Source organism: Frankia umida (assembly GCF_023242945.1).
Classification (GTDB): domain Bacteria; phylum Actinomycetota; class Actinomycetes; order Frankiales; family Frankiaceae; genus Frankia; species Frankia umida.
Map to the genome: position 1 here is coordinate 169941 of NZ_JALKFT010000010.1, position 20610 is coordinate 190550.

Consider the following 20610-nt stretch of genomic DNA (forward strand, 5'->3'; position numbering starts at 1 on the left):
GTTCCGTCGCGGCCACCTCCCGCGGCAGCTGTCCATACCGCACCGCGGCCAACGCCGCACAGCAGCGGTTCTACCCGGCGGCGAACCCAACCCGGCACCACGACCCACGTGAGGCCCACACCGGCCCACACCGGCGCCGATCGGCCATGGCGGCGCGGCCCCCATCCGAACGACGGTAACCATCCGCTACCAGCGGATGTTCCGCCGCCGGCCGGACCAGCCGACACTCGCTGCCCGGCCACGGCCGCGATGATCACCAGCCCGGCGGGCTGGGCGCAGCGGGCTGCGCACGGCGGGCTTCGTCGACGGCCTCGCCGAGCGCGTCCACCGCCCGCCCCGCCGAAGGCGACCGTGGGGAAGGATGGGAGGGACCGCGGGAGTCCGTCGAAGGGGCAGCACCCATGAGCAGCGAGCAGGGTACGGCGGGCGACGCCTACTCCGGCCAGGTCACCGTCGGCGGCCCGGCGGACACCCGAACACTGCCTGGCCTGACCGTGACAAAGGTCGCGGTCGGCCCGATGAACAACAACGCCTACCTGTTGCGCTGCGCCGTCACCGATGAGCAACTGCTCATCGACGCGGCGAACGAGGCCGACACGCTGCTGCGCCTGGTCGGTGACGCGGGACTGGCCACCGTTGTCACCAGCCACCGGCACGCCGACCACGTGCAGGCACTCGCCGAGGTGGTGGCCGCCACCGGTGCGACCACCGTCGCCCACGTCGACGACGCCCCCGAGATCCCCGTGCCGACGGCCCGGATCGTTCGGGACGGCGATGTGGTCACCGTCGGTCGCGCCAGCCTGCGCGCCATCCATCTGGTCGGCCACACACCTGGCTCGGTCGCCCTGCTCTACGACGCCGACCCCGCCTCACCGCACCTGTTCACCGGCGACTGCCTGTTCCCCGGCGGTCCTGGGAGGACAACAGATCCGGACGACTTCACGAGCCTGATGGACGACCTCGAAGAGAAAATCTTCGGCCCGTTGCCAGACACGACGTGGATCTACCCCGGCCACGGGTTCGACTCGACGATCGGCGTAGAGCGCCCCCATCTCGCCGAGTGGCGGGCCCGCGGCTGGTAGCTCGGCGATAACGATCACCAGCCGCAGGGCGCGGAGGGCGATCCGTCTAAGGTGTCCCCGGTACGACATAAGGGGATTCGTCATGTGTCAAACCGGCATCACCTCGACCGGCTCACCGCAGCGGACGGCTGACTGATGGACACGGCCGAGCTAGTCGTCTCCATCGTTACGGTGGTTGCCGCGTCGATCTACTCTCACAGTCAACGGCGGATCGCGGTACGGGCCGCTGAAGCGGCTGAGCGGGCGGCTGATGAGGCGCGCCGTGCCGCGGACGAGGCGCGGCGCTCCGCCGATGCCGAGGAAGAGGCAACCCGCATCGAGCAGGAGCGCCGCGCCGATGAACTTGCTGATGCCGAACGGCGGCGGGTTGTCTTCAGGCTGCGCCCGCTCGGCAAGGACAACCATGCGCTCCATCACTCGGGCACAGACTCGGCGTATGGAGTCCATGTCGACATCGGCGACCTGGACAGCGCAGGCCGACAGACGGACTTCGACGAGATCCCTCCGGGCCTAGACCATCTGCTCTATCTGTCCCAGGGATTTGAGACGGCAACCACCCACATCGTGGTGTCGTGGCACCTGCGGCCTGACCGGTCGGACTCACAGCAGTCCGTGAAGCTCCTCATCGTCTAGATCGCCCCGCAGAGCGGACTTATCTGGCGGAGTGGCGGGCTCACGGCTGGTGACCGCACCAGCTCAGCCGAACCCGCCACAGCTTTGGCGGTACTGGGTCAGCCGCGCTGCCCGTCCTGATACTTCTGCACCTCGATCTTGTAGAGACTCTTCAAGACCGTAACGATCTCATCAAAGTCGTCGATCCGGATCAGGTGCGAGGCGATGGTCAGCACACCGCCAGCAAGGGCGTAGAGGGCCGCATCGGTGCCCTGGAGGCCATTGGGGTTCACTGCCGCGAAGACCTGACGGCTTCGGCTGAAAATTCCCGTGGTGTCGAGTTCGTCGATCGTCCCGTCGAATTTGATCGCCATGCCTCGTACGCTCCGCCGGTCGAGGGCTGCACGCCTGACGATCCGTGCAACCCTGCGGCATGAGATGCCAGATGTCCGAAGAGGTCCGATCTTGATCCGGCTAGATCCTGTAGCCCGGGGCCTCGGAGACTAGCTTTCCAGACCCGAGCTGCTCATCTCGATGATGTCTGCTCCACTTGCCGGCGAGCCATGCGCGGACGTCAGCAGGACGGTAGCGGACATGCCGGCCAACCTTCGCGAACGGCGGGCCGAGTTCCTCATCCGAGTCGTACGCCCGGCGCAGCAGGTCCGGATCGAGGCGTTCGACCCGTCCGCGGACGAACCGCCAGTGCCGGACAGTGCCCTCGCTGACCTTGCAGATCTTCGCGACGTCCGCTGTCGTCCACAGGCCATCAGAGAAGGATGGGGTCGGCGGCGGTGCCGGTTCGGGTTGAGCCGGTCGAGCACGTGGCCGCCGACGGCTCTGGCCGATGTCCGGGACGTCCGAGGACGCCATGGCAGATGGAGCCGCCCTCACGTGCTCTCGCCTCGTCGTCGGGCCTGGCGTACTGCGACGCTGCGCGCTGCGAGCCGCTGCATGTGGGCTTTGTGGGCGTATTCAGCGCGCTTTGCCCGCTCCTGCGCTGACAGCAGCCCATCCGGGTCAACCTGCTGCTCGAACCGGGCGATTGCCGCCGCCCGCGCCGGAGCCGTCCGCCCCGACCTGTCTCTCGTCCGCGCCCACGACTCGTTCGCGGCGGCACGGGCCTTCAGCGATCGAAGTGCGGGGCTCAGCTTCCTCATGCGCTGTGCATGCCCATTCCAAATTGGATCATCACTCGGTGAGCGTGGCCTTCCCGTTGCTCTCCGCTCACTGGCAGGTCGCTATGCTGCCCGCCGATGAACGTTACGGGGGAAATCGTGCGTCGCATGCTCATGCTGCTGCCGGCGGTCGGACTGTTCGCGCTGGTCGCCGCCGGATGCCAGCCAGCACCGGTCATCCAGACAGCGGCGACACCATCGCCGACCATGTCGGCCTCGCCGAGCGTCGCCGCGCCTGCAACGTCGCCAGCGCAGACACCGGCACCGGCACCGGTGGCCTCGCCGTCACCGACCGAACTCGATCCGGACACGGCAGGGGCGAACGGGCCGTACACCCCGCCACCGTCGCCGTGGCCCGTGGGCGTGCACTGCACCCATGATCCTTCGCTGACGTTCGCCGGGCCTTACGGCGGCGTGCGATGTGTCAACGGCGTATGGACGGGGCTCACATCAACGGCGAAGCCGCTGATGACGCCTCCGGCGGCTCCAGTCCCGTCCCCTACACCTTCGCGAGGCCGGCCGGCGGAGGCAACCAGCTTGCCGTCAGATTCCAGCGCCAGCCCCTCAGCCGACACCTCGTCGTCCCCGACGGCTGTCGATGAGTCTCCGTCAGCGTGACGGTGGCACTGGCGGGTTGCTCCGCAGGTCGGTGCGGGCCCCCTTCCCGGGCCGGGTGTCGAGCCAGGTGACGATCGTGTCCCGTCGCCAGCGGGGGCGGTCGGGGAAGGTGAGATCGTCGGGGTCGGGCATGCGGCCGGTGGCGCGGAGCGCACGCAGGCTGTTCCGCTTGATCGGCGTTCCGCGCTGTTCGGTGAGGGTGACGATCTCGGTGTAACTGAGGAGGTCGTCGGGGTTGTCGGCCACGAGTACATCGTAGCGTCCCGCTACTAGGTTGTTCGTGCGTTGATGGGCCAGTCCTTCACATAGTAGCGATGCGCTACTATGTTGAGTGGTGTTCAACCACCACACCAGCCGGGGGCAGCCATGACGATCACCGAACTCCTCACACCGGCCGCCACCGACTCCCCCATCAGCATCAGCAGCGCCGCCGCGGCCCTCACCATCACCGAGGCCACCGCCTGCCGCTACCTGCGCGCCGGCAAGCTCACCCACCTCGACGACGGTGTCAGCGCCGCCAGCGTCGAGGCGTACGCCGAACGGCGGGCAGTCAACATCAGCCGCACCCGGGCCGTCCCCGGCTGGCACCGCCGTCCCACCGGGGACCTACGCCCACTCCCCCGCACCGCCGGACCAGTCGAGGAAGCCGCAGCTGCGTGGGCCGAAGCCGCCCGCCTGGAGGCCCTGGCCCGCAAGTTGAAGGCGAAGGCCCGGCCGGTACTCGAAGAGGCCGGGCCCGGCACGTACGGCCCGTTCGAGGTGCGTTTCACGGAGGGCCGGTTGGACCCGGACACTAAGTTGATCGCCGCGCTGTACTTCGCGGTGTTCGGTGAGGATGTGCCGCGGAAGCGGTCGGCGCCGTCGCCGAAGGTCAGCCCCGCAGCATAGAAATAGTCAGTTAGACCATTTCTCCTGAATGGCCGGCGCTCACAGCTCAGACGGGCACCGGTCATGTGGGACACCCCCATCGCTAACCTGTGTCCGACGCCAGGGGGGAACGTCATCATGCGCCGCAACATCATTTTGGGTATCGCCATCGTCAGCCTCATCGTCGCGGCCTGCGGCACACGTGCACCTGCCGCCGGCCCGGCCCCGGCGGCTGCCACCAGCCCCGGCCTCACCCCGTATCAGCGGGCCTACGCCGTCATCTGCGACGGTCATACCGAAGCACCGCCCACCGACGCGCCCACCGTCAACCATGAACCCCTGTGGGCTCAGGCTTCGTGGCGCTCAGGCTTCTGCCAGGGGCAGCACGGCGTTGACATCTGGTCGCTGAGCAGTGCCGCGCAGGACCGGGCCCGCTACGGCGACCGCACCCGTGCGGCGCTGGTCTCCGATCCACCGGACTGCTACATCGCCGTGGGCACGCCGGCCGCCCCGTATTGCCCGTACTCCGCACCCGGTCGGTAGACGGTCGAACACTGCAACCGCCAGCACCGGGGCGGCGCACGATGCGCCGCTTGTGGGATACCGGTGCCACGCTGGCATCGACATACCGCAGGCCCTGCCTCGTCCACCCCGGCGCACAACCGCACCGGTCGGACGGTGGCAGCCCCATACCGAAGCGACTCCGCACGAACCCGCCGAGCCGATACGGAGTGCCGCCCGTACGGCAACGTCTGAGATGTAGCCGTACGGCTGCGGGAGACCGCATCTCGCCGTACGGCAGGGCTGGACGCACCGGCCGGTGCGGTCCGGGCCGTACCGAACTCCGTACGACCGCAGCTCAACCGTGATGCCCGTACGGTGCTCGCCGTATCGGACCGCACCGTACGGCTCGGGTAGCTTCGGCGCCGTACGGTGCGGTCACCGCATGCCGCACCGCACCGTACGGACCTGCGGCAGGTGGGTCCCCGCACGGTACGGCCAAGCACCGTACGCCGGCCGCCGCACCGCACCACATGGCCACCGCACCGTACGGGAGCCAGCCCGCCGCACCGCACCACATGGCCACCGCACGGGGTGCGGTGGTACACCGCACGAAGTCCGCCCACCGCACCGCACGGCCGCACCGCACCGCACCAGCCCGCCGGATCCGAGACCACCGCACCGGCCGCCGCACACCCGCAGGCCAGCCCGGCACCGCATGCGGCGCACCGTGCGGTGACCACCGCACCGCACCGGCACCGCACCGCATGGGCCACCGCATGGTTGCGGGACCGCACCGCACGGCGAGGAACCACCGCACGCCGCAGGTCAGCCGCGGCGCGGACCGCACCGCCGCACCGTGCGGTGCGGATGTCGCACCGCACGCGGCCCGCACCGCACGGCCAGATCGCCGCACCGCAACCGCAACCACCGCACGGCCTCGTCCGCGATGCGGCACCGCACGGGGACACCGCACCGCATGCGGTGCGGACCGCACGGCCACCGCACACCGCAAGCTCCGCACCGCGACATGCAGGTCGCCCCGTTTGCGGTGTGCGGCCCGCAACGTTGCGGGCCGCCGCAAAGATCACCGTGTGGTTGCGGGTTGCGGTGACCGCAAGGTTGCGGCGAGCCTTTGCGGTCGGCCGCATTGCGGTCACCGCAAGAACCCCCGGCGCTGCCACCGCAACGTTGCGGCGCTCCGCAACCGCAAGCCGGCCGCCGCAACGGTCACCGCAAACGCCGCAGCCCCGCACACCAACCCGCAGATCCGATCCCGCACCGGTTGCGGTGCGGCGGGCTGCGGAGCAGGTGTGCGGGGCTGCGGTTGCGGCAGGGAAGCTCAGGCGGCGGAGTCGACGGTCAGCGTGTGTCCACCGGCGGTCTCCAGAGTTCCCGCGAGGCTGGCGGCGGTGGCCAGGAACCCGCGGGCCCTCGTCGTGGTGGGCCCGTTCGGCAGGCTGAAAGCGTCCGCGATCCCGGCGACCAGCTCGGCGACCTGGTCGCACTCGCCCCGGGACAGGTACGGCCGGGCGGCGCTGGTCTCCCCCAGGGTGCGGGCGTCGTCGGTCGCCAGAGACACGAAGATCTCGTGGATGCCGTAGGCCAGGAGGCCGAGGATCCGGCTGCTGTCCGGGGACAGCGGTCCGAAGAACGACGTGTCGCCGCGGAGCACGGCCGCGATGTCCTCGAAGACCGCCGCGTCGGTGTTCTCGTCTTCCTCGGGGTGGTTCATGGTGATGTCCTCGTCAGTCGTGTGGTCGGGGTCGAATTGGTGACCGCGGCCGGCGGCACCACAGCGTGGCCGGTCAGGCTCGCCTACGTTTGTGTTCGGCCGCTCACCGGGCGCTACTCCGCCGTCCTGCTACGTGGGCGCGGGAGACGAGCCCGAGAACGACTTGGACGGCGGTCGGCTCCCACGTCGAGCACATCCACGTGACGATGCGCCGGTCGAATGCACCGAGTTCCACCCCGATCGCTGTGAGCGCGTCGGCTGTGTGGTTCATGACGGTGGTGGCCCGAAGCCGATCCGGGTCGCCGGAGCGGATCCGGCCTGTGTCATGTAGATCGCGGATGGCGCGGGGCATCGGCTCGCAGGCTGCCTGCGCTTCCGACGTGTAGGGGCCGCTCATCGGGCGCCTTCCGTTTGGCCGTCCAGTTCGCGCAGTTCGATGGCCATGCCGGCGGCGGCCTGGCGGAGGTTCACCACTGAACATCCGCGGACTGTTCGGCGAGTGCGAACGCCTCGGCCCAATCTGCGTGGGCCCGGCGGGATGCCCGCATGAGCCGAACAAGTTGGGCGGCCCGTTCGACGTCGCCGGACGTCATGGCCACGGCGAGGTTGTCGATGTGACCGCCCCAGCCGGCGAGTGCCTGCCGGGCGTCGGAAGGGCTCCAGCAGTCGTCATACAGGGCTCGAACCTCAGCCATGTCCGCCGAGGTCGGTTCGAGTAGCTCCGCGGGGATGATCGGGACGCCGGTCATGCTGCCGTCGCCTCGTCGGCGGTGGCGTCTGTCGGCGTGCTGCTGCCGATCAGCCCGTCGGTGCAGCCGACGCAGTCGACGAACACGAAGCGGGCCGATTCGTCGTGGTAGTGGTCCCACGGCAAATATGCGGCGATCAGAATGAGGCCGTCGGGCAGGCCGTCGAGGACCTTACGGAGCTGGCCAACCGACGTCGCGGCGTACGTGGGTCCAGTCATCACCTCGTCGTGGGGAACCACCACGGAAAGCAACCGCTGGTTTTCCGAGTACACCATGCCGTCCACCTGACCAGCGGGGAGAAGAAGATCCGCATGGTCCTCGCTCGGCCGGGGCAGATCCCACCAGGTGATTTCGGTGGGGCCGGTGGGGTGCTGCATGCGGGCGGGCATGGGCTCATGACCGGTCATGACGTGTCCTTTTGATCGTTGAACGTGTGGTGCAGAAGCTGGGGGTGGAGGCCGCCCCGCCGCTGGCGAACCGGCGGGGCGGCCCTCCGGGTGGGCCGGCGCGGGGTGGGCACGCGCCGGTCAAGGTCAGCGTGCGGCGAGTGACGCCTCAATCGCGCCGAGCAGAAGGTTGAAAATTTCGTCGCATCCCGCCGCGTATCCCAAGTGGTACTCACGGATGCAGCTGCGGCGGCGTGCCGCCTCCGCGCTGGCGCGATGCTCACGGATCTTGGCGGTGATCAGGTTGGCAACGTCCGGGTTGTTCGAACCCAACGCATCGCTGAAGCTGGCGATCGCGAAGCGGCCACCGTCCACTCGCCCTTCGTAGACAAGAGCCTCGCGGCAGGCCGGCATCTCGTCCGTGTAGCTCCTGACGCAATCGAGCCAATCGTCGATCTTGGCGTTGGCGTCGAGGACACGGCCGACCACGACGTCCGCACGCTTGAGGCTGGCAAGATCGGTGTGATCGGTGAAGATGTAAGGCATGGTTCATTCCTCCTGGTAGGTCAGGGGTGTGGGTCTAGGCTCCCGCCGGTGCATCACCACTGGCGGGAGCTGCTTCATTTCCGGGTGTGGTCTACGTGTGGCTGCGGCCTCGGCGTGTCGCGTCGATCGCGGTGATGTTGCCGGCCTACGCGGCGTCTCGCTCTCGCTGGGCGCGGAAACGCTCACGCTCGATGATCTTGTACAGCCTCTCCAGCGCTGCCGCCCGGGTGTCCATGTCCTCGATCTGGCGGGCTGCCCTGACCGCGGCCGTGATCAGCTCCTCGGTGCGCTCGAAATGAGCGCTTTCGGCGAGATCAGTGAGACGCCGGGCCCGCTTCGCCGGGTTTTCGATCTGGAGCGCGGTCTCGATGGTCTCGTCGTGCAGGTCTTCCATGCGTCCTCCCGTGTCGGCGTGGTGCGGGGGACGTTACACAGCCTGTCTAGAGCTGTCTAGAGCGGTTGCGGGATGCGTGACGGTCGAAGCTATTCGACCGCTCTAGACAAGTTCCGGTAGCGTCACTGTTCATGACGGACAGTGCGGGCAGCGGCGATGAACGAGCCCTCTACCTGCGGATCGCCGATGACATCCGCACCAAGATCGTCGACGGGCGGATAGCCGCAGGCAAACGGGTGGGATCAGACAGCACCCTCGCTGCGGAGTGGCGCACCACCAGGCCGACTGTCCGTCAGGCACTCGACGTGCTGCGCGCTGAAGGATGGATCGTCCGCCAACCCGGCCGGGGCACCTTCGCACGCCGCCGACCGGCGGTTGCCGTCCAGTGGGCAACCGACCGCTACCAGCGGGACTCAAGCGGGCCGACGTCGCCGTTCGCCCGCGATGCCGCGAAGGTCAAGGCCATCGCCGACTGGCGGTATGTCACCCGCAGGGAACGTGCCGAACCTGACGTTGCGGCGCGGCTCGGCATCGAAGCCGGTGATCATGTGATGCGAACGGAGTATGTCTTCACCGCGAATGGTCAGCCGACGCAAAGTTCAGTGAGCTGGGAGCCGTTCAGCCTGGTCGGCGGCACGCCGATCGAGGAACCCGAAGGCGGTAACGGCCCGGTGGGGGTCGTCGCCCGGTTCGACTCGATTGGCGTGCACATCGACGCGGTGACAGAGATCGTGCGGGCCCGCCCGGCGTTGGACGCCGAACGGCAGGCCCTCGGCCTGACATCCGGTTCTTGGGTGCAGGTCGTCGAACGCGCCCACCTAGCCGGCGAGCGGCCGGTGGAAACGGCGGACATCGTCCGCCCCGCCGAGGACGCGGCCCGCGGCTACCGGATCCCCATCGGCCCGGCAACCGCACCAGCGCAGTCTGACTAGACAGTGATCTGCCACTTCACCTCGGCCGCACCCATCCGGAATCCTGCCCGGTAGCCGTCGACCACGGACGGCCACGGGGTAACGACGGGAACGGCCATGCAGTGCTACGGGACAGGTTGCTCGCCGAGCTGTGCCCGCCCGGTGTCGGTGATGAGCAGTACGCCGCCTTCCAACCGGGTCAGCAGACCTTCGCGGGTCGCGCGGTACACCCACACGTCCACCAGGTCCGTTTCCAGGCCGAGGCGCCAGGCGAGGACGGCAGGGTGAACCGGATGGCGCATGCTGGGCTGTTCCGTGGCGATCGCCGCCCACATCTCCCGGTCAGTCAGCGGGGCCTGCCGGATTCCCCGGGCGTAGTCCAACCCCAGACGGGTGACGGACCACCGCTGTTCGTGGGTGAGACCGAGCCGGCCGGCGGCGGCGAACGTCGCCAGCCGCAACGCCAGCCATGTGCGGTCGACCATCCCCGCGGGCACGTCGAGCCGCTCGGCGATCTCGTCGGTGGTGGCGTCAGGGGCCTTCGAGCCGGTGCCGACGACTGCCACCCACAACTCGCGGGCGCTGATACCCGAGGCGGGCCGGCATGCGGCGGTGCGCAGCTCGGGGAGCGCGGCAAGCCGATAGATCGTCGTGTTGTGCCGGGTCCGGTCTGCTGCCAGAAGGCCGAGCGCGGCCAGGACATCGAGGGTCCGGCCGATGTCAGGTGCGGCGACACGCATCCGGTCGGCGACCCGCTGGATGGTGAACCGGTGCAAATGGTCAGCGGCACGGTGGTGCGCCCAGTTCAACGCGAGGTGCAGGGCGGCGGGGTCGATCGTGGCGACGGGGGTCGGCCGCGGGGTCATGATCAGACCTTCCGGGCAGCGGTGGCCTTCTCGGCTTCGCCGATCTGCTGATCGAGGTTGTGGGCGAGGCTGGCGGGGATGCGGTGCGCCGTTGCCGTGTGGAACGCTCGCAGGTACGGGACCAAGCCGCGGAACGCGGGGCGAGCCTGCCAGTAGGCGGCGGGATCAGCCGCCCGGCGGGCGTTACCGAGGACGTAGCGCAGGCTGACGGTCTTGTCTGCGGCCAAGGCTGCGGCGACCGGGTCGGGTAGCCGGTTCAGCCGGCGTATGGCCGCGGCCGGGTCGCGAGGGTAGAGGTCCATCGCGGCGTGCTCGTCGTGGATCAACCACATCATCACAAGCGTGGAAATGCCGCACCGATCGCCGATGGCGGCGGCGACCTCGTCGGGATCGCGGTAGTCGGGCACGTCGTGCAGTAGCACCGCGGCGAGCAACGCATCCGGTACCGGCATGTGCCGGCCGAGGGTAAGCGCGACCCGGACAGCATGGCCGAGCGCGGGGGCGTTGTCGATCACGTGGCCGGCGCACCAGCCGCGGGCGAGGTCGAGTGCGGTCGTGATCAGCGCCGAGCGGGGGCGGGTGAGCACTGACCGTCGAGTCTGGTCGGATGGTGGCGATGATGGGCCGGTGGGGTTCGGCGAGGGCATGGGACGTCCCTGGGATGAGGAGGCGCTGTGCGCGGTCTGTCCCGCGCAGGTCCACGACCCGGGTCGGTTCGACATCGTCGACGGGCCGGCAGAGGGCGGCCGGTATGACGCGTCCACCGGCTATCGGCGGGATCAGGCGAGTGGAGTGCCGGTGTGCATCCACCCGGGCAAGATCGGTGTCCCGTCCGGTCGGTATGCCTCCGCGGGCGAGCCGTGGCCAGTGCGGGCTGTGCTGGGGCCGGATCCCGGGCCGATGCCGCACGACCCCGACAGGCTGGCCGGGTGGATGACAGCCCTGGTCCGTCATGCCGGCGCCGGCCAGGCCGAGGCGGTGCTCGGTGAGGCGGAGCGGGCGGCGGCCCGCAGGTTCCCGGCGGATGTCGTGGTCGCCGCGCTGCGGGCCGCGCTCGCTGGGTTGTGAGGTCAGCGGCCGAAGGTGAAGAAGTGCGACCGGCCGCCGGCCTGCACCCCGATCGACTCGTAGTGCTCGAACAGGATGCCCAGACGGCGCGACGTCTCCGTCTTCGGCAGCCAGTAGCGGCGCGGCGGCTCACCCCAGCCTGCCGCCCGGTACACCTGGTCGGTGTAGCCCTCGGCGTCGTAGGTGAATCGCTCGTTGTCGGTGGAGTGGATGAACGTCACTGACAGATCGGCCTGGACGCGGGAGAGGACTGTGAACTGGGCGGTCAGGGCGTGCACCATTTCGTCGACCGGCGCGGCCACGTCCAACTCGGCCGTCTGTTCGTCACCGGTCAGCTCGTAGACGGCGGCCTTCATCGCCATGGTGCGCAGCGCCTCGACGAACAGGTGTGGCCCGTCGGCGTCCAGGTCCCACTCGGCGATCAGCGGGTAGCCGGTGAACGTGGCCCAGCACTCGGGGTAGGCCAGGGTGCTCGTGCGCAGCCGGTCGAACAGGGGATGTGCCTCGATCGAGTCGAGGATGACCGCGGCCCGCTCGCCGGCTGTGTGCGGGCTGGGCAGGTCGACCGTCGCGGTCGCGCCTGCGTTCTCGTGGTTCATCAGGGATGCCTCCTGGGGTGGGACCGGCCGGGCCGGTGTCCGGCGGGGCCTGCGGATGGGAGTCGGCGGGAAGAGGCCGTGGGGGGTGCGGGCCCCTTCCCGCCTCGGGCCGTCGGGGGCCCGAATGCGGCGGGTACCGGCCGGGGATGTGCCCGGGGTGTTTCCCGCCGTGCACGACTCATGACACAGCGCGTGACAGGTCCCGGTAAGGGTGCGATCGTCGTGCCCAGGGGTGGGCCGTGATGTCCCACCCGTCGTGTTCCGCTGGCCGAGGGGAACCGCTGTGCACGCTGACCCTGTGGACGACCTCCGCCAGCGCCTCGCCGCCCGGTTCCGCGAGCTGCAACGGGCCCACGGCCTGTCCGGTAAGCAGATCGAGGCCCGCACCCACTACGACCGCAAGAACGTCTCCGCCGTGCGCAACAGCGGCCGGCTTCCCGCCCGCCACGTCCTGGCCGCCTACGACGACCTGTTCGGCTGCGGCAGCGAACTCACCGACCTCGGCGACCGGATCCGCGCCGCCGACCAGGCCGAACGCCTACGCGGCCTGTCCGCCCGCGCCGCCGGCCCCAACACCCCCACCCCACCCGAAGCGGAGGCCGCAGGGGCAGATCGGCGGGAGTTCGTCGAGTTCGGTGCGCTCACCATCGCCGCAGGGCTGGCCGGGGAGGTGTCCCGCCGGGTGGCCTCGGCCGACCCGGACCCGCTCACCCTCGACGAACTCGACGAACGCCTCGACCAGATCGGCGCCAGCTACACCAGCAGCCCCCACGCCGCGTTGACACCGCTGATCGTCGGCGGCTGGCGCGACGCGGAACGTCTCCTCGAGCGCCGACTGTCCGCCCGGGTCCGCACCCGGGTCACCACCATGGCCGGCCTGTTCGCCTTCTACGGCGGCCGGCTCGCGTTCAATCTCGGCGACGACACCGCCGCACGGCGCTTCGCCTCCCTGGCCGAGTTGTACTCCCGCGACGTCGACGACCCCCTGCTCTCCGGCTCGGTCGCCACCCTGAAGACCTCGATCGCCTACTACACCGGCCGCCACTCCGCCGCCGCCGACATCGCCGGCCAGGCCCGCGCCGGCGCCCACCCCTACCTCCGCGCCCGCCTCGCCGCCTACGAAGCCCGCGCCCGCGCCGCCGCCGGCCAACACGACCAGGCCCGCCAAGCCCTACGCGACATGCAGGACACGGTGTGGCTCGGCGAGCCGATGGTCGGCACCGAAACGTTCGGCGAAGAACTCATCCACTGCTTCCTCGCCGTCGTCTCCGGCCGCCTCGGCGACGGCGAACACGCCGAACCCCACGCCCACCGCTCCCTGGCCATCCTCCAGGCGACCGGCGGCGGCTACGAGGACATCGGCGGCACCTACAACGCCCTCGCCCAAGCCTTCCTCCGCCGTGCGCGTCCGGACCCCGAACAGGCCGCCGACGCCGCCTCCCGCGCCCTGGCCGTGCTCGACGGCCGGCCCACCCGCACCGTCATCCAACGATCCGGGCAGATCTGGCAGGAACTCGGCGCACGCTGGGAAAACCAACGCGCAGTCCTCGACCTCGGCGAACAACTCCAAGCCCACCGGCGCGCCCTCCCGGCAGGAAGCAGCAGCACATGACCCTCGACCACGGCCAGCCCGACCCCCACGGCGTCCCGACCCTGCTCACACCACGACTGGTGTTACGCGGCTGGCAGGCCAGCGACGTCCCCGACTACTTCGCCATCGTGTCCGCACCCGGCATGGACGACCACACCCCCCAGCCGAAGACCGAGGCCGCCGCCTGGTCGCAGACCGCCTTCCAGATCGGGCACTGGGCGTTACGCGGCTACGGCATGTGGGCCGTCGAAGACCGGACCACCGGACAACTCCTCGGCCGCGCCGGGCTCTACGAGGCCCTCGGCTGGCCCGGCTGCGAAGTCGCCTGGACCATCCGCCGCGAACGCTGGGGCCAGGGCCTCGCCACCGAAGCCGGCCGCGCCGTCATCGAGTTCGCCTTCGCCGAGCTCAAACGCGATGACCTGATCTCCATCATGACCGCCGACCACACCGCCTCGATCAAAGTCGCCACCCGGCTCGGCCTCACCTACAACCGCACCGAGACGATCCAAGGAGGCGAGTACTCCATCTACGCGATCAGCCGCGCCGAGCGGTCGCACCACTCCGCAGGCTAGACAACCGTTCATCCCAGCATCACCGCAACCTGCACGTGGCACCGCCGTTCCAGTCGCAATGGAACAACAAGCCACCCACCACCTAACTGACCCGATTCCCCTCACCTCTACACTCTCGGTCATCACGATCGGGGGATTTCCTTTGCACCGCAGCCTGTTCGCCATGCCCATCATCGCCATCGCCGTGCTCGCAGCTACCGGCTGCCAGCCGGCGCCAGTCATCGCACAGCCTTCACCCACGCCGAGCCAGACGCTTCCCAGCCAGACGGCGACTGGGACCGTCACACCGAAAGCAACCGCATCTTCGACACCGGTCCCGGTACTGCGGACACCTCCACCGGTACCGCAGCCCGTCTGCTCGCCTGGCACACGGAGTAGCGCCGACACAGTTTGCGGGCCAAGGGGGCAGTGGGAGCCGGTGGCAACCACACCTCCTACGCCGGAGACGACTACGGGACCGAGTCCGATGGTGACTCCGTCGGCCTCGCCTATGCCGACGGCAAGCGCGGAGAACTCCAGCACCCGCGGATCACTATGCACGATCCCGGGTGCTGGAGGTGATTGGCAGAAGGATGAGAACGGCCAAACTCACTATTTGGTATGTGGCACCAACCTGGTGTACAGGTGGGCGGACGAGCCTGATCTCAGCCCATCACCAAGGCCCTCAGCATGAGGCGAATAAATGATCTCCGCCGCAAGTGGAGCCGACTCCACATGTTGCCAATCGGTAGACGTACATCTTTGGCCAGTATTTCGGGAGCCTGCATCGCTCTGCTCTTCGCCGCCTCATGCGGCAGCGGCGAAGACTCGCACTCCACGGCAGAGCCGACAGCCCCGCTCTCAGCGTCCCACTCGCCCAGCCCGTCCCAGGACGACATAGCCGTCCGGTTCGTCTCCGGCCTGACGACCACCACCCTCAAAGGGCAGCAGGACACGGTGCCGCTCACCTCGCCGGGCTCGGCGGCACGGGCGTACATCAACTACCTCGTGGCCTTCACAGACGCGGAGACGTCGGCCGGTCACACGCTACCGGCCGGCCGGTTCACGAGCCAAGGGAAGCCAGGCACGCTGACCGAGTGCGACAACGTCCCCGAAGATCCGCATCCGTGCGCCGAGTTCTCGAACTTCCACCTCGACGGCCACGGGCTCATCTCCACCTTCGACATCGACGGCCAGCCAGTTCGCACGGTCGTTGCCGTCGGCGGCCCGGCGCAGACCGCCAGTGGCGTCACAGTCCAGCCGATGGGCGCCTACTCGGACACAGGCAACGCCGCTGTCGTCGTTGCCTACAAGGTGACGAACGAGACCTCGGGCACCGTCACGATGGCCTACAACGCGGCTGAGATGGTCTCAGGCGGTTCACAGCACGACACGGTGGGCGGCACCGGCCCGAACACGCTGCCGCCGTCGGTGAGCGGCATGTTCCTCGCCCAGTTCAGCGCGCAGGACCCTGCGGGCACGTTCCAGGTCGAAGCCGACTACCAGGCCAACGGCGGGGGACCACTGGCGCATTTCGCGGTCAAGCTGATCTCCCCGGCCTGACCGGGCGAAGGGGCACGTGAAGGCCACTTCCTGACCGGGGCGCAGGCGGCCATCCTCAATGGCATGGACGAGCGGGCCCACGAACAGATCGGCCCAGCGATCGTTCTGCGCTGCAAGGTGCATCGGCGTCCACGAAGGCGGGCTGGGACGGTACTGACGTTCCGGCCACCACCGCCTCGAAGCGAGTGCCCGAACTGCCATGTGGTCAACGCCCCCGACGAACCCCGATAGGCGCGAAGGTCAGGATCCGCCCCCCACACCCTGCTGCAACATCTGGTCGAGGGTGGCAAGGGCGTCGGCGACACCGCGGCGCACCGCCCGTTCAGTGGCAGCCGGGTCCGTGGAGCCGCGGGCGTCGACTGCGACGTGGAACGTGTTCGTCGTCCCACCGCGGGTCGTCGCGGTGCTCATCCCCGCCAGCTGCGAGCCCTTCCATACATATTCGGTTTCACCGGACAGGTTGTAGCCGAGAGTCCCCGTCGGCCAGGCTTTCCCGCCGCCGGTGTCGTAGCCACCGGGCCGGCCCCAGGCGGACAGGCTGCCGTACCGAGCGTCGGTGTACTTGATCGACGCGTAGACGTTCGCCATCGGATCGGTGCTGACCCCATAGGAGAACGGCCCGGTGTTGCGGTAGGGGCCGGCGTACGCCGCGAACGTACTGTTGATCAGCTGCATCAGGCCGACGCTCGGATGCCCTGCCGTCCAGTTCGAGTCCCACCTGTTGACCGCGTTCGGATCACCACCGGACTCCTGGTTCATCCGCTGCAGGCCGAGGGACAACCACGACGCGCTCTCCCCTGCCTGCGCCAACGCCGCTGTCATCACCGGCGCCCAGCGGGCAGCGCCACCCGCTGACGCGGCAGCCTGCGCGGCAGCAGCCTGATCCGTCTTGTCCTGACCTCGGAGCAGCTCGACGATCGCATCCATCGGCCGGACCGCCATCCGACCGGCAGCGCCCTTCCAATCCTCCCCCTGGCCCAAGGTGGAGTTGACCGCGGCACGGATCGGGGTGAACGCTGCCTGCGCGGCATCGGCGAGGGCCCCTCGGACCCAGTGCACCGCGGTCCCGAGCACGTCGAGGGTGCCGGAGCCCAACGCCTCCAGCGTGCCGAGTGGGTCCGTGACAGCGTTGACGACGGCGCCGACGACCCCACCGAGCGCCATCCCGGGGCCGCGGGCCTGCGTGCCGCCACCGAACAGCCTGCGCAACGCGAACATGGCCTTCTGCCCGCCTGCTGCGGCGACCTCAGCAGCGGTCCACACATGCTCACCGGGCATCAGCCACGCCAGTACCGAGTCACGGCCAGGAACCCCACCAGTGATCGGGCCGCCAGCGGCGAAGCCGTTGACCGGCTCCAGTTTGCTTTCGTGGACGATTGGGGCGAAAGCGTTCCAGACTTTCCGGATGCCGTCGTTGTAGATCGGGTTGATCAGGAAGTTGATCGGGGCTTTGAAAATGTCTTTCAGCCCATCCCACGCACCCTTGATCCACCCGGTGGCCGTCTTCACCGAATTCGTGATGTCGTTCTTAATCCGCTCGAACCAGCCGGTCACGTCTTTCCACAGGTTCGACGCGGTCGTGGTCATGTCATGCCATAGGCTGATGAACGGCGCCGACGTCTCATGCCAAATACGGCCGGCCCAGCCGGTCACATCCCGCCACAGGTTCGAGAAGAACCCGGCGACGTCATGCCAAAGATTCGAGACGAACCCGGACACGTCATGCCACAGATTCGTGAAGAAACCGGCCACATCATGCCAGATGCGGGTTGCCCAGCCGGACACGTCCCGCCACAAGTCGGCGAAGAATCCGGCCACGTCGGACCAGATTCGTTTCGCGAACCCGGAAACATCACGCCACAGATCCGAAAAGAAACCGGCCACGTCATGCCAGGTCCTCGTCGCCCAGCTAGAAACATCGCGCCACAGATCGGAGAAGAAGCCGGCCACGTCCCGCCAGATCCGTGAAGCGAACCCGGACACGTCTGACCATAGTTTCTGGAAGAAACCGGACACATCATTCCAAATGCGGCGGGCGAAATTCGACACATCCGACCACATCGACGAGAAAAATCCGGCGACGTCATGCCACATTCTCGATATGAACCCGGACACGGTCTCCCAGCCCGCCTTGAAAAACCCGGTTATGCGACTCCAGTTGTTGACAATCAGGACGACGAGGAGGCCGGTGACGCCGGTTGCGATCACGAGGATCAGCCGCCAATGCCGTTCGAAAAAGTCGACCACGGCATTTACTGCGGCCATGATCCCGTTTTTCACATCGTTGAAGATCCGAACGACGAAGTTTTTCACGTCCGTGAAAATCCGGACGGTGAAATCGTAGATCTGCCGCCAGTACTTCGCGATCAGAACAGGGATCGCCAGGGCCCCACCGGACATGACGATGAGGATCAGCGGCCACCATTTCTTCACGAAATCCAGGGCCACCCCAAGCCAATGCTTCGCATCATCGTAGATACGGGAGAAGAACCGGCCCACCGACTTCGCCGCATCCTCGACCGCGTGGAACGCCACCACCAGGTCGCGGCCGAAAGCCTTCGCGGTTTTCACCACCCATTCACCGGCGGACTTCAACGCCCGGCCGACCGCGTCTACCGCGTCCCGGAACCAGCCGACATGCTTGTAGGCCAGGATCGCGCCGGCTACCAGCGCGGCGATCGCTATCACCACAAGCATGACCGGGTTGGCTGACATGGCCGCGTTCAGCAGCCACTGACCTGCGACCATCGCCCTCGTGGCCACCGCAGAGGCGACCATGGCTACCTTCTGCGCGGTCCACGCCACCGTCGTCCGAAGCAGCGTCACCAAGCTGGAGTTGTAGGCCGCGGTCAGGAGCCGGGTGCCGATCAGGTTCTGGGTTTTCGCCACCGAGTTCGCACCCAACGCCACGGTCGCGCTGGACGTCCGAAGATCGGTTATGAGGAACACAATGTTCTGCGCGGCCTGAGCGGCGGTGAGCGCGAGCGTCGCGACCTTGTTCGCGAGCATGATCCCACCGATCGCGATCAACGCGACTTTCAACGCGGTCGTATGGTTCGCGGCCAAGTTGACCACACCCTCGAACGCGTGCAGGCCAACAACCAGCCCGCCGCCCACCACCACCGCGACATGCTCGAACGTCGGCGCCAAATCAGACACGATCTTCTTGACGTTCGACAGGGTTTCCCCCAGACGCTTAATCTCCGCGCGGGCCTTCACCCCCGCCAGCTCAACCTGACCCACCCACTTCGTCGACGAGGTCGTCACATCCCCGGTGCTCGCCGAGTTCGCGAACGCCGCCGCACCCATCGACAGCTTCTGGATAGCGCCAGCCCCGGCGCCGGCCAGCTTCCCCTGAATGCCCTGCGTCGAATTACCAATGTTGATCAGAAGGGCGTCGAACGAACCTTTCAACTCGTCGATCTTCTGCTTCGTGGTTTTCTGTGTCCCCGCCCACGCCTCCCCGAACCGGGTCGCCCCATGCTCCAACTCGGGATATTTCGATTCCAACCGGTCAAACTGGGAGACCAGGATCGCGAGACCCGTACCGGCTTTCTTCCCGAACGCCTCCGTCAACACCTGCCCCTGCTGCTGCGCGGAGATCCCAGCCTTCTCCAGGCGGGTGTGCAGGTCGGTGACCGCCGCGTTCAGGCCGCCTTTCTGCATGTCCTTCGCCAGCGAATCCTGTGTCAGCCCGAGCCGTTCCAACGCATCGGCGCCGCCCTTCGCTGGGACCGCCAGTGACTGGACGACCATCCGCAGGTTCGTACCGGCCTGCGCACCACGAATGTTGTTGTCACCGAAAACAGCGAGAGCCGCCCCCACATCCTTGATCGACAGGCCGTAGCCTTTCACCACCGCGACCGCGCCCGTGCCCATCGCGTTCGCAAGATCCTGCATCGACATGTCACCAGAACCGACCGTCGCGTTCAGGTAACCCATCGCCTCGTCGAGGTTTTCCACCCCGGGGATTTCAGCGGCGACAGCGGCCGTCAACGCGTTCGTCACATCAACCAGACCGGCATGGCCGACCTGGGCGCCCTTCGCCGCGGTTGTCACCAGCGACAGGGCTTTCTCCGAGGTGATGCCCATCGACGCGAAATTCGACTCGACATGAAACAGGGACTCGGCGAGACTGTCAGGGTCCGCGCCAACCTTCCCCGCAATATCCAAAACGCCGATCTTCAGGTCTTCCAACTTCTCGTAGGAAACACCTGCTTGTGTACTCAGCTTCTGGATTTCCGCGTTGAACTTGTTCGCGTCCTGCGTGCCCTTGTACAACGCTGCGGCGACCCCGGCGACACCAAGAACAGAAGTGATCTTCGTGGCGGCCAGGACGAACCCCTTTGCCTTCTCCGCCGCCGCCCCAATCCCCAAACCCCACGTCGACGTGTCCCTCGCCGCCGAACGCAACGCCCCACCCGTCGCCGACGCCGCACCACCCGCCGCCCGAATAGCACCCGCCGCACCGGTCGCCGCCTGCCCGGCCTGCCCCAACCCACCCGCCGCACCCGCAGCGGCAGCACCGGCCTGACCCATACCCCGCGCCGCACCCGCCGCCGCCGTTCCAGCCGCACCGACCTGACCGGCGGCACCAGCGGCGGCACGGCCAGCCCCAGCGACCTGACCGGCCGTGCCCGCAGCCGCTTTCCCCGCAGTGGTGAGCTGCCCGGACATGCCCGCGGCGGCGGTACCGACAGTGCCGAGTTCGGTTCGTATCTGCGCGCCGACGCTGCCGAACCCTTTGATGATCGGGACGATCATTACCTCAGCGGTGCCGACCACAGCCATCG

The 20610-nt window shown here is 68.3% G+C and carries 22 protein-coding genes; 9 read left to right on the forward strand and 13 right to left on the reverse strand.

Annotated elements, in window-relative coordinates; translation table 11 throughout:
- Nucleotides 1-401 precede the first annotated feature (401 nt).
- Entirely contained in the window at nt 402-1082 is a 681-nt protein-coding gene (locus tag MXD59_RS12595) for an MBL fold metallo-hydrolase (protein ID WP_248824833.1), read from the forward strand.
- A gap of 135 nt (nt 1083-1217) precedes the next feature.
- Nucleotides 1218-1715 carry a hypothetical protein gene (locus MXD59_RS12600; protein WP_248824834.1) on the forward strand — a complete coding sequence of 166 codons (498 nt, stop codon included), beginning with the start codon at nt 1218-1220 and terminating at the stop codon, nt 1713-1715.
- 98 nt (nt 1716-1813) lie between these two features.
- Here the strand turns inward: MXD59_RS12600 and MXD59_RS12605 are convergent, their stop codons facing one another.
- The 4 genes from MXD59_RS12605 to MXD59_RS12620 form a co-directional block, all read right to left on the reverse strand.
- Complete coding sequence (locus MXD59_RS12605; RefSeq protein ID WP_248824835.1) at nt 1814-2068, reverse strand: hypothetical protein; 255 nt, start codon at nt 2066-2068, stop codon at nt 1814-1816.
- A 100-nt stretch (nt 2069-2168) separates the two neighbouring features.
- Nucleotides 2169-2564 carry a helix-turn-helix domain-containing protein gene (locus MXD59_RS12610; RefSeq protein WP_248824836.1) on the reverse strand — a complete coding sequence of 132 codons (396 nt, stop codon included), beginning with the start codon at nt 2562-2564 and terminating at the stop codon, nt 2169-2171.
- A gap of 283 nt (nt 2565-2847) precedes the next feature.
- Entirely contained in the window at nt 2848-3204 is a 357-nt protein-coding gene (locus MXD59_RS12615; RefSeq protein WP_248824837.1) for a hypothetical protein, read from the reverse strand.
- A 274-nt stretch (nt 3205-3478) separates the two neighbouring features.
- Nucleotides 3479-3733: a helix-turn-helix transcriptional regulator gene (locus MXD59_RS12620; protein WP_248824838.1), complete on the reverse strand. Its 255-nt coding sequence runs from the start codon at nt 3731-3733 to the stop codon at nt 3479-3481.
- A gap of 120 nt (nt 3734-3853) precedes the next feature.
- Between MXD59_RS12620 and MXD59_RS12625 the strand changes: the two genes are divergently transcribed.
- Both MXD59_RS12625 and MXD59_RS12630 read left to right on the forward strand, forming a co-directional pair.
- On the forward strand, nt 3854-4375 hold the full coding sequence (locus tag MXD59_RS12625) for a hypothetical protein (RefSeq protein ID WP_248824839.1): 522 nt from the start codon (nt 3854-3856) through the stop codon (nt 4373-4375).
- A 117-nt stretch (nt 4376-4492) separates the two neighbouring features.
- Nucleotides 4493-4897 (forward strand): hypothetical protein, encoded by a 405-nt coding sequence (locus MXD59_RS12630; RefSeq protein ID WP_248824840.1) that lies wholly within the window; start codon nt 4493-4495, stop codon nt 4895-4897.
- A gap of 1300 nt (nt 4898-6197) precedes the next feature.
- On the opposite strand, the gene MXD59_RS12635 is transcribed toward MXD59_RS12630, so the two are convergent.
- The 5 genes from MXD59_RS12635 to MXD59_RS12655 all read right to left on the reverse strand — a co-directional run bounded on the left by MXD59_RS12635 (nt 6198) and on the right by MXD59_RS12655 (nt 8665).
- Nucleotides 6198-6590 (reverse strand): hypothetical protein, encoded by a 393-nt coding sequence (locus MXD59_RS12635; RefSeq protein WP_248824841.1) that lies wholly within the window; start codon nt 6588-6590, stop codon nt 6198-6200.
- Nucleotides 6591-7057: 467 nt separating this feature from the next.
- Nucleotides 7058-7339: a hypothetical protein gene (locus MXD59_RS12640; protein WP_248824842.1), complete on the reverse strand. Its 282-nt coding sequence runs from the start codon at nt 7337-7339 to the stop codon at nt 7058-7060.
- Nucleotides 7336-7746 carry a hypothetical protein gene (locus MXD59_RS12645; protein WP_248824843.1) on the reverse strand — a complete coding sequence of 137 codons (411 nt, stop codon included), beginning with the start codon at nt 7744-7746 and terminating at the stop codon, nt 7336-7338. Before MXD59_RS12645 ends, MXD59_RS12640 begins: the two co-directional genes overlap by 4 nt.
- 126 nt (nt 7747-7872) lie before the next feature.
- Entirely contained in the window at nt 7873-8271 is a 399-nt protein-coding gene (locus MXD59_RS12650; RefSeq protein ID WP_248824844.1) for a hypothetical protein, read from the reverse strand.
- Between the two features lie 145 nt (nt 8272-8416).
- Nucleotides 8417-8665, reverse strand: a complete 249-nt coding sequence (locus MXD59_RS12655) for a hypothetical protein (RefSeq protein WP_248824845.1) — start codon at nt 8663-8665, stop codon at nt 8417-8419.
- 131 nt (nt 8666-8796) lie between these two features.
- Here MXD59_RS12655 and MXD59_RS12660 point away from each other — a divergent pair, with 131 nt between their 5' ends.
- The gene (locus MXD59_RS12660; protein WP_248824846.1) at nt 8797-9597 is read left to right on the forward strand and encodes a GntR family transcriptional regulator; all 801 of its coding nucleotides are present in this window, start codon (nt 8797-8799) and stop codon (nt 9595-9597) included.
- A gap of 104 nt (nt 9598-9701) precedes the next feature.
- Here MXD59_RS12660 and MXD59_RS12665 read toward each other — a convergent pair whose 3' ends face one another.
- Together MXD59_RS12665 and MXD59_RS12670 are read right to left on the reverse strand one after the other, a co-directional pair.
- The gene (locus MXD59_RS12665) at nt 9702-10442 is read right to left on the reverse strand and encodes a hypothetical protein (protein WP_248824847.1); all 741 of its coding nucleotides are present in this window, start codon (nt 10440-10442) and stop codon (nt 9702-9704) included.
- Between the two features lie 2 nt (nt 10443-10444).
- Nucleotides 10445-11029: a hypothetical protein gene (locus MXD59_RS12670; protein WP_248824848.1), complete on the reverse strand. Its 585-nt coding sequence runs from the start codon at nt 11027-11029 to the stop codon at nt 10445-10447.
- 40 nt (nt 11030-11069) lie between these two features.
- On the opposite strand from MXD59_RS12670, the gene MXD59_RS12675 reads away from it, so the two are divergent.
- Nucleotides 11070-11510, forward strand: coding sequence for a hypothetical protein (locus MXD59_RS12675; protein ID WP_248824849.1), 441 nt, complete (start codon nt 11070-11072; stop codon nt 11508-11510).
- A 2-nt stretch (nt 11511-11512) separates the two neighbouring features.
- On the opposite strand, the gene MXD59_RS12680 is transcribed toward MXD59_RS12675, so the two are convergent.
- The gene (locus tag MXD59_RS12680) at nt 11513-12109 is read right to left on the reverse strand and encodes a hypothetical protein (protein ID WP_248824850.1); all 597 of its coding nucleotides are present in this window, start codon (nt 12107-12109) and stop codon (nt 11513-11515) included.
- 283 nt (nt 12110-12392) lie between these two features.
- Here MXD59_RS12680 and MXD59_RS12685 point away from each other — a divergent pair, with 283 nt between their 5' ends.
- From MXD59_RS12685 to MXD59_RS12695, 3 genes are all read left to right on the forward strand, one after another.
- Nucleotides 12393-13721: an NsdA family TPR-like regulatory protein gene (locus tag MXD59_RS12685; RefSeq protein WP_248824851.1), complete on the forward strand. Its 1329-nt coding sequence runs from the start codon at nt 12393-12395 to the stop codon at nt 13719-13721.
- Nucleotides 13718-14275 (forward strand): GNAT family N-acetyltransferase, encoded by a 558-nt coding sequence (locus MXD59_RS12690; protein WP_248824852.1) that lies wholly within the window; start codon nt 13718-13720, stop codon nt 14273-14275. Before MXD59_RS12685 ends, MXD59_RS12690 begins: the two co-directional genes overlap by 4 nt.
- Nucleotides 14276-15211: 936 nt before the next feature.
- Nucleotides 15212-15817, forward strand: coding sequence for a hypothetical protein (locus MXD59_RS12695; RefSeq protein WP_248824854.1), 606 nt, complete (start codon nt 15212-15214; stop codon nt 15815-15817).
- Between the two features lie 240 nt (nt 15818-16057).
- On the opposite strand, the gene MXD59_RS12700 is transcribed toward MXD59_RS12695, so the two are convergent.
- The gene (locus MXD59_RS12700; RefSeq protein ID WP_248824855.1) at nt 16058-20608 is read right to left on the reverse strand and encodes a phage tail tape measure protein; all 4551 of its coding nucleotides are present in this window, start codon (nt 20606-20608) and stop codon (nt 16058-16060) included.
- Between the last annotated feature and the right edge of the window lie 2 nt (nt 20609-20610).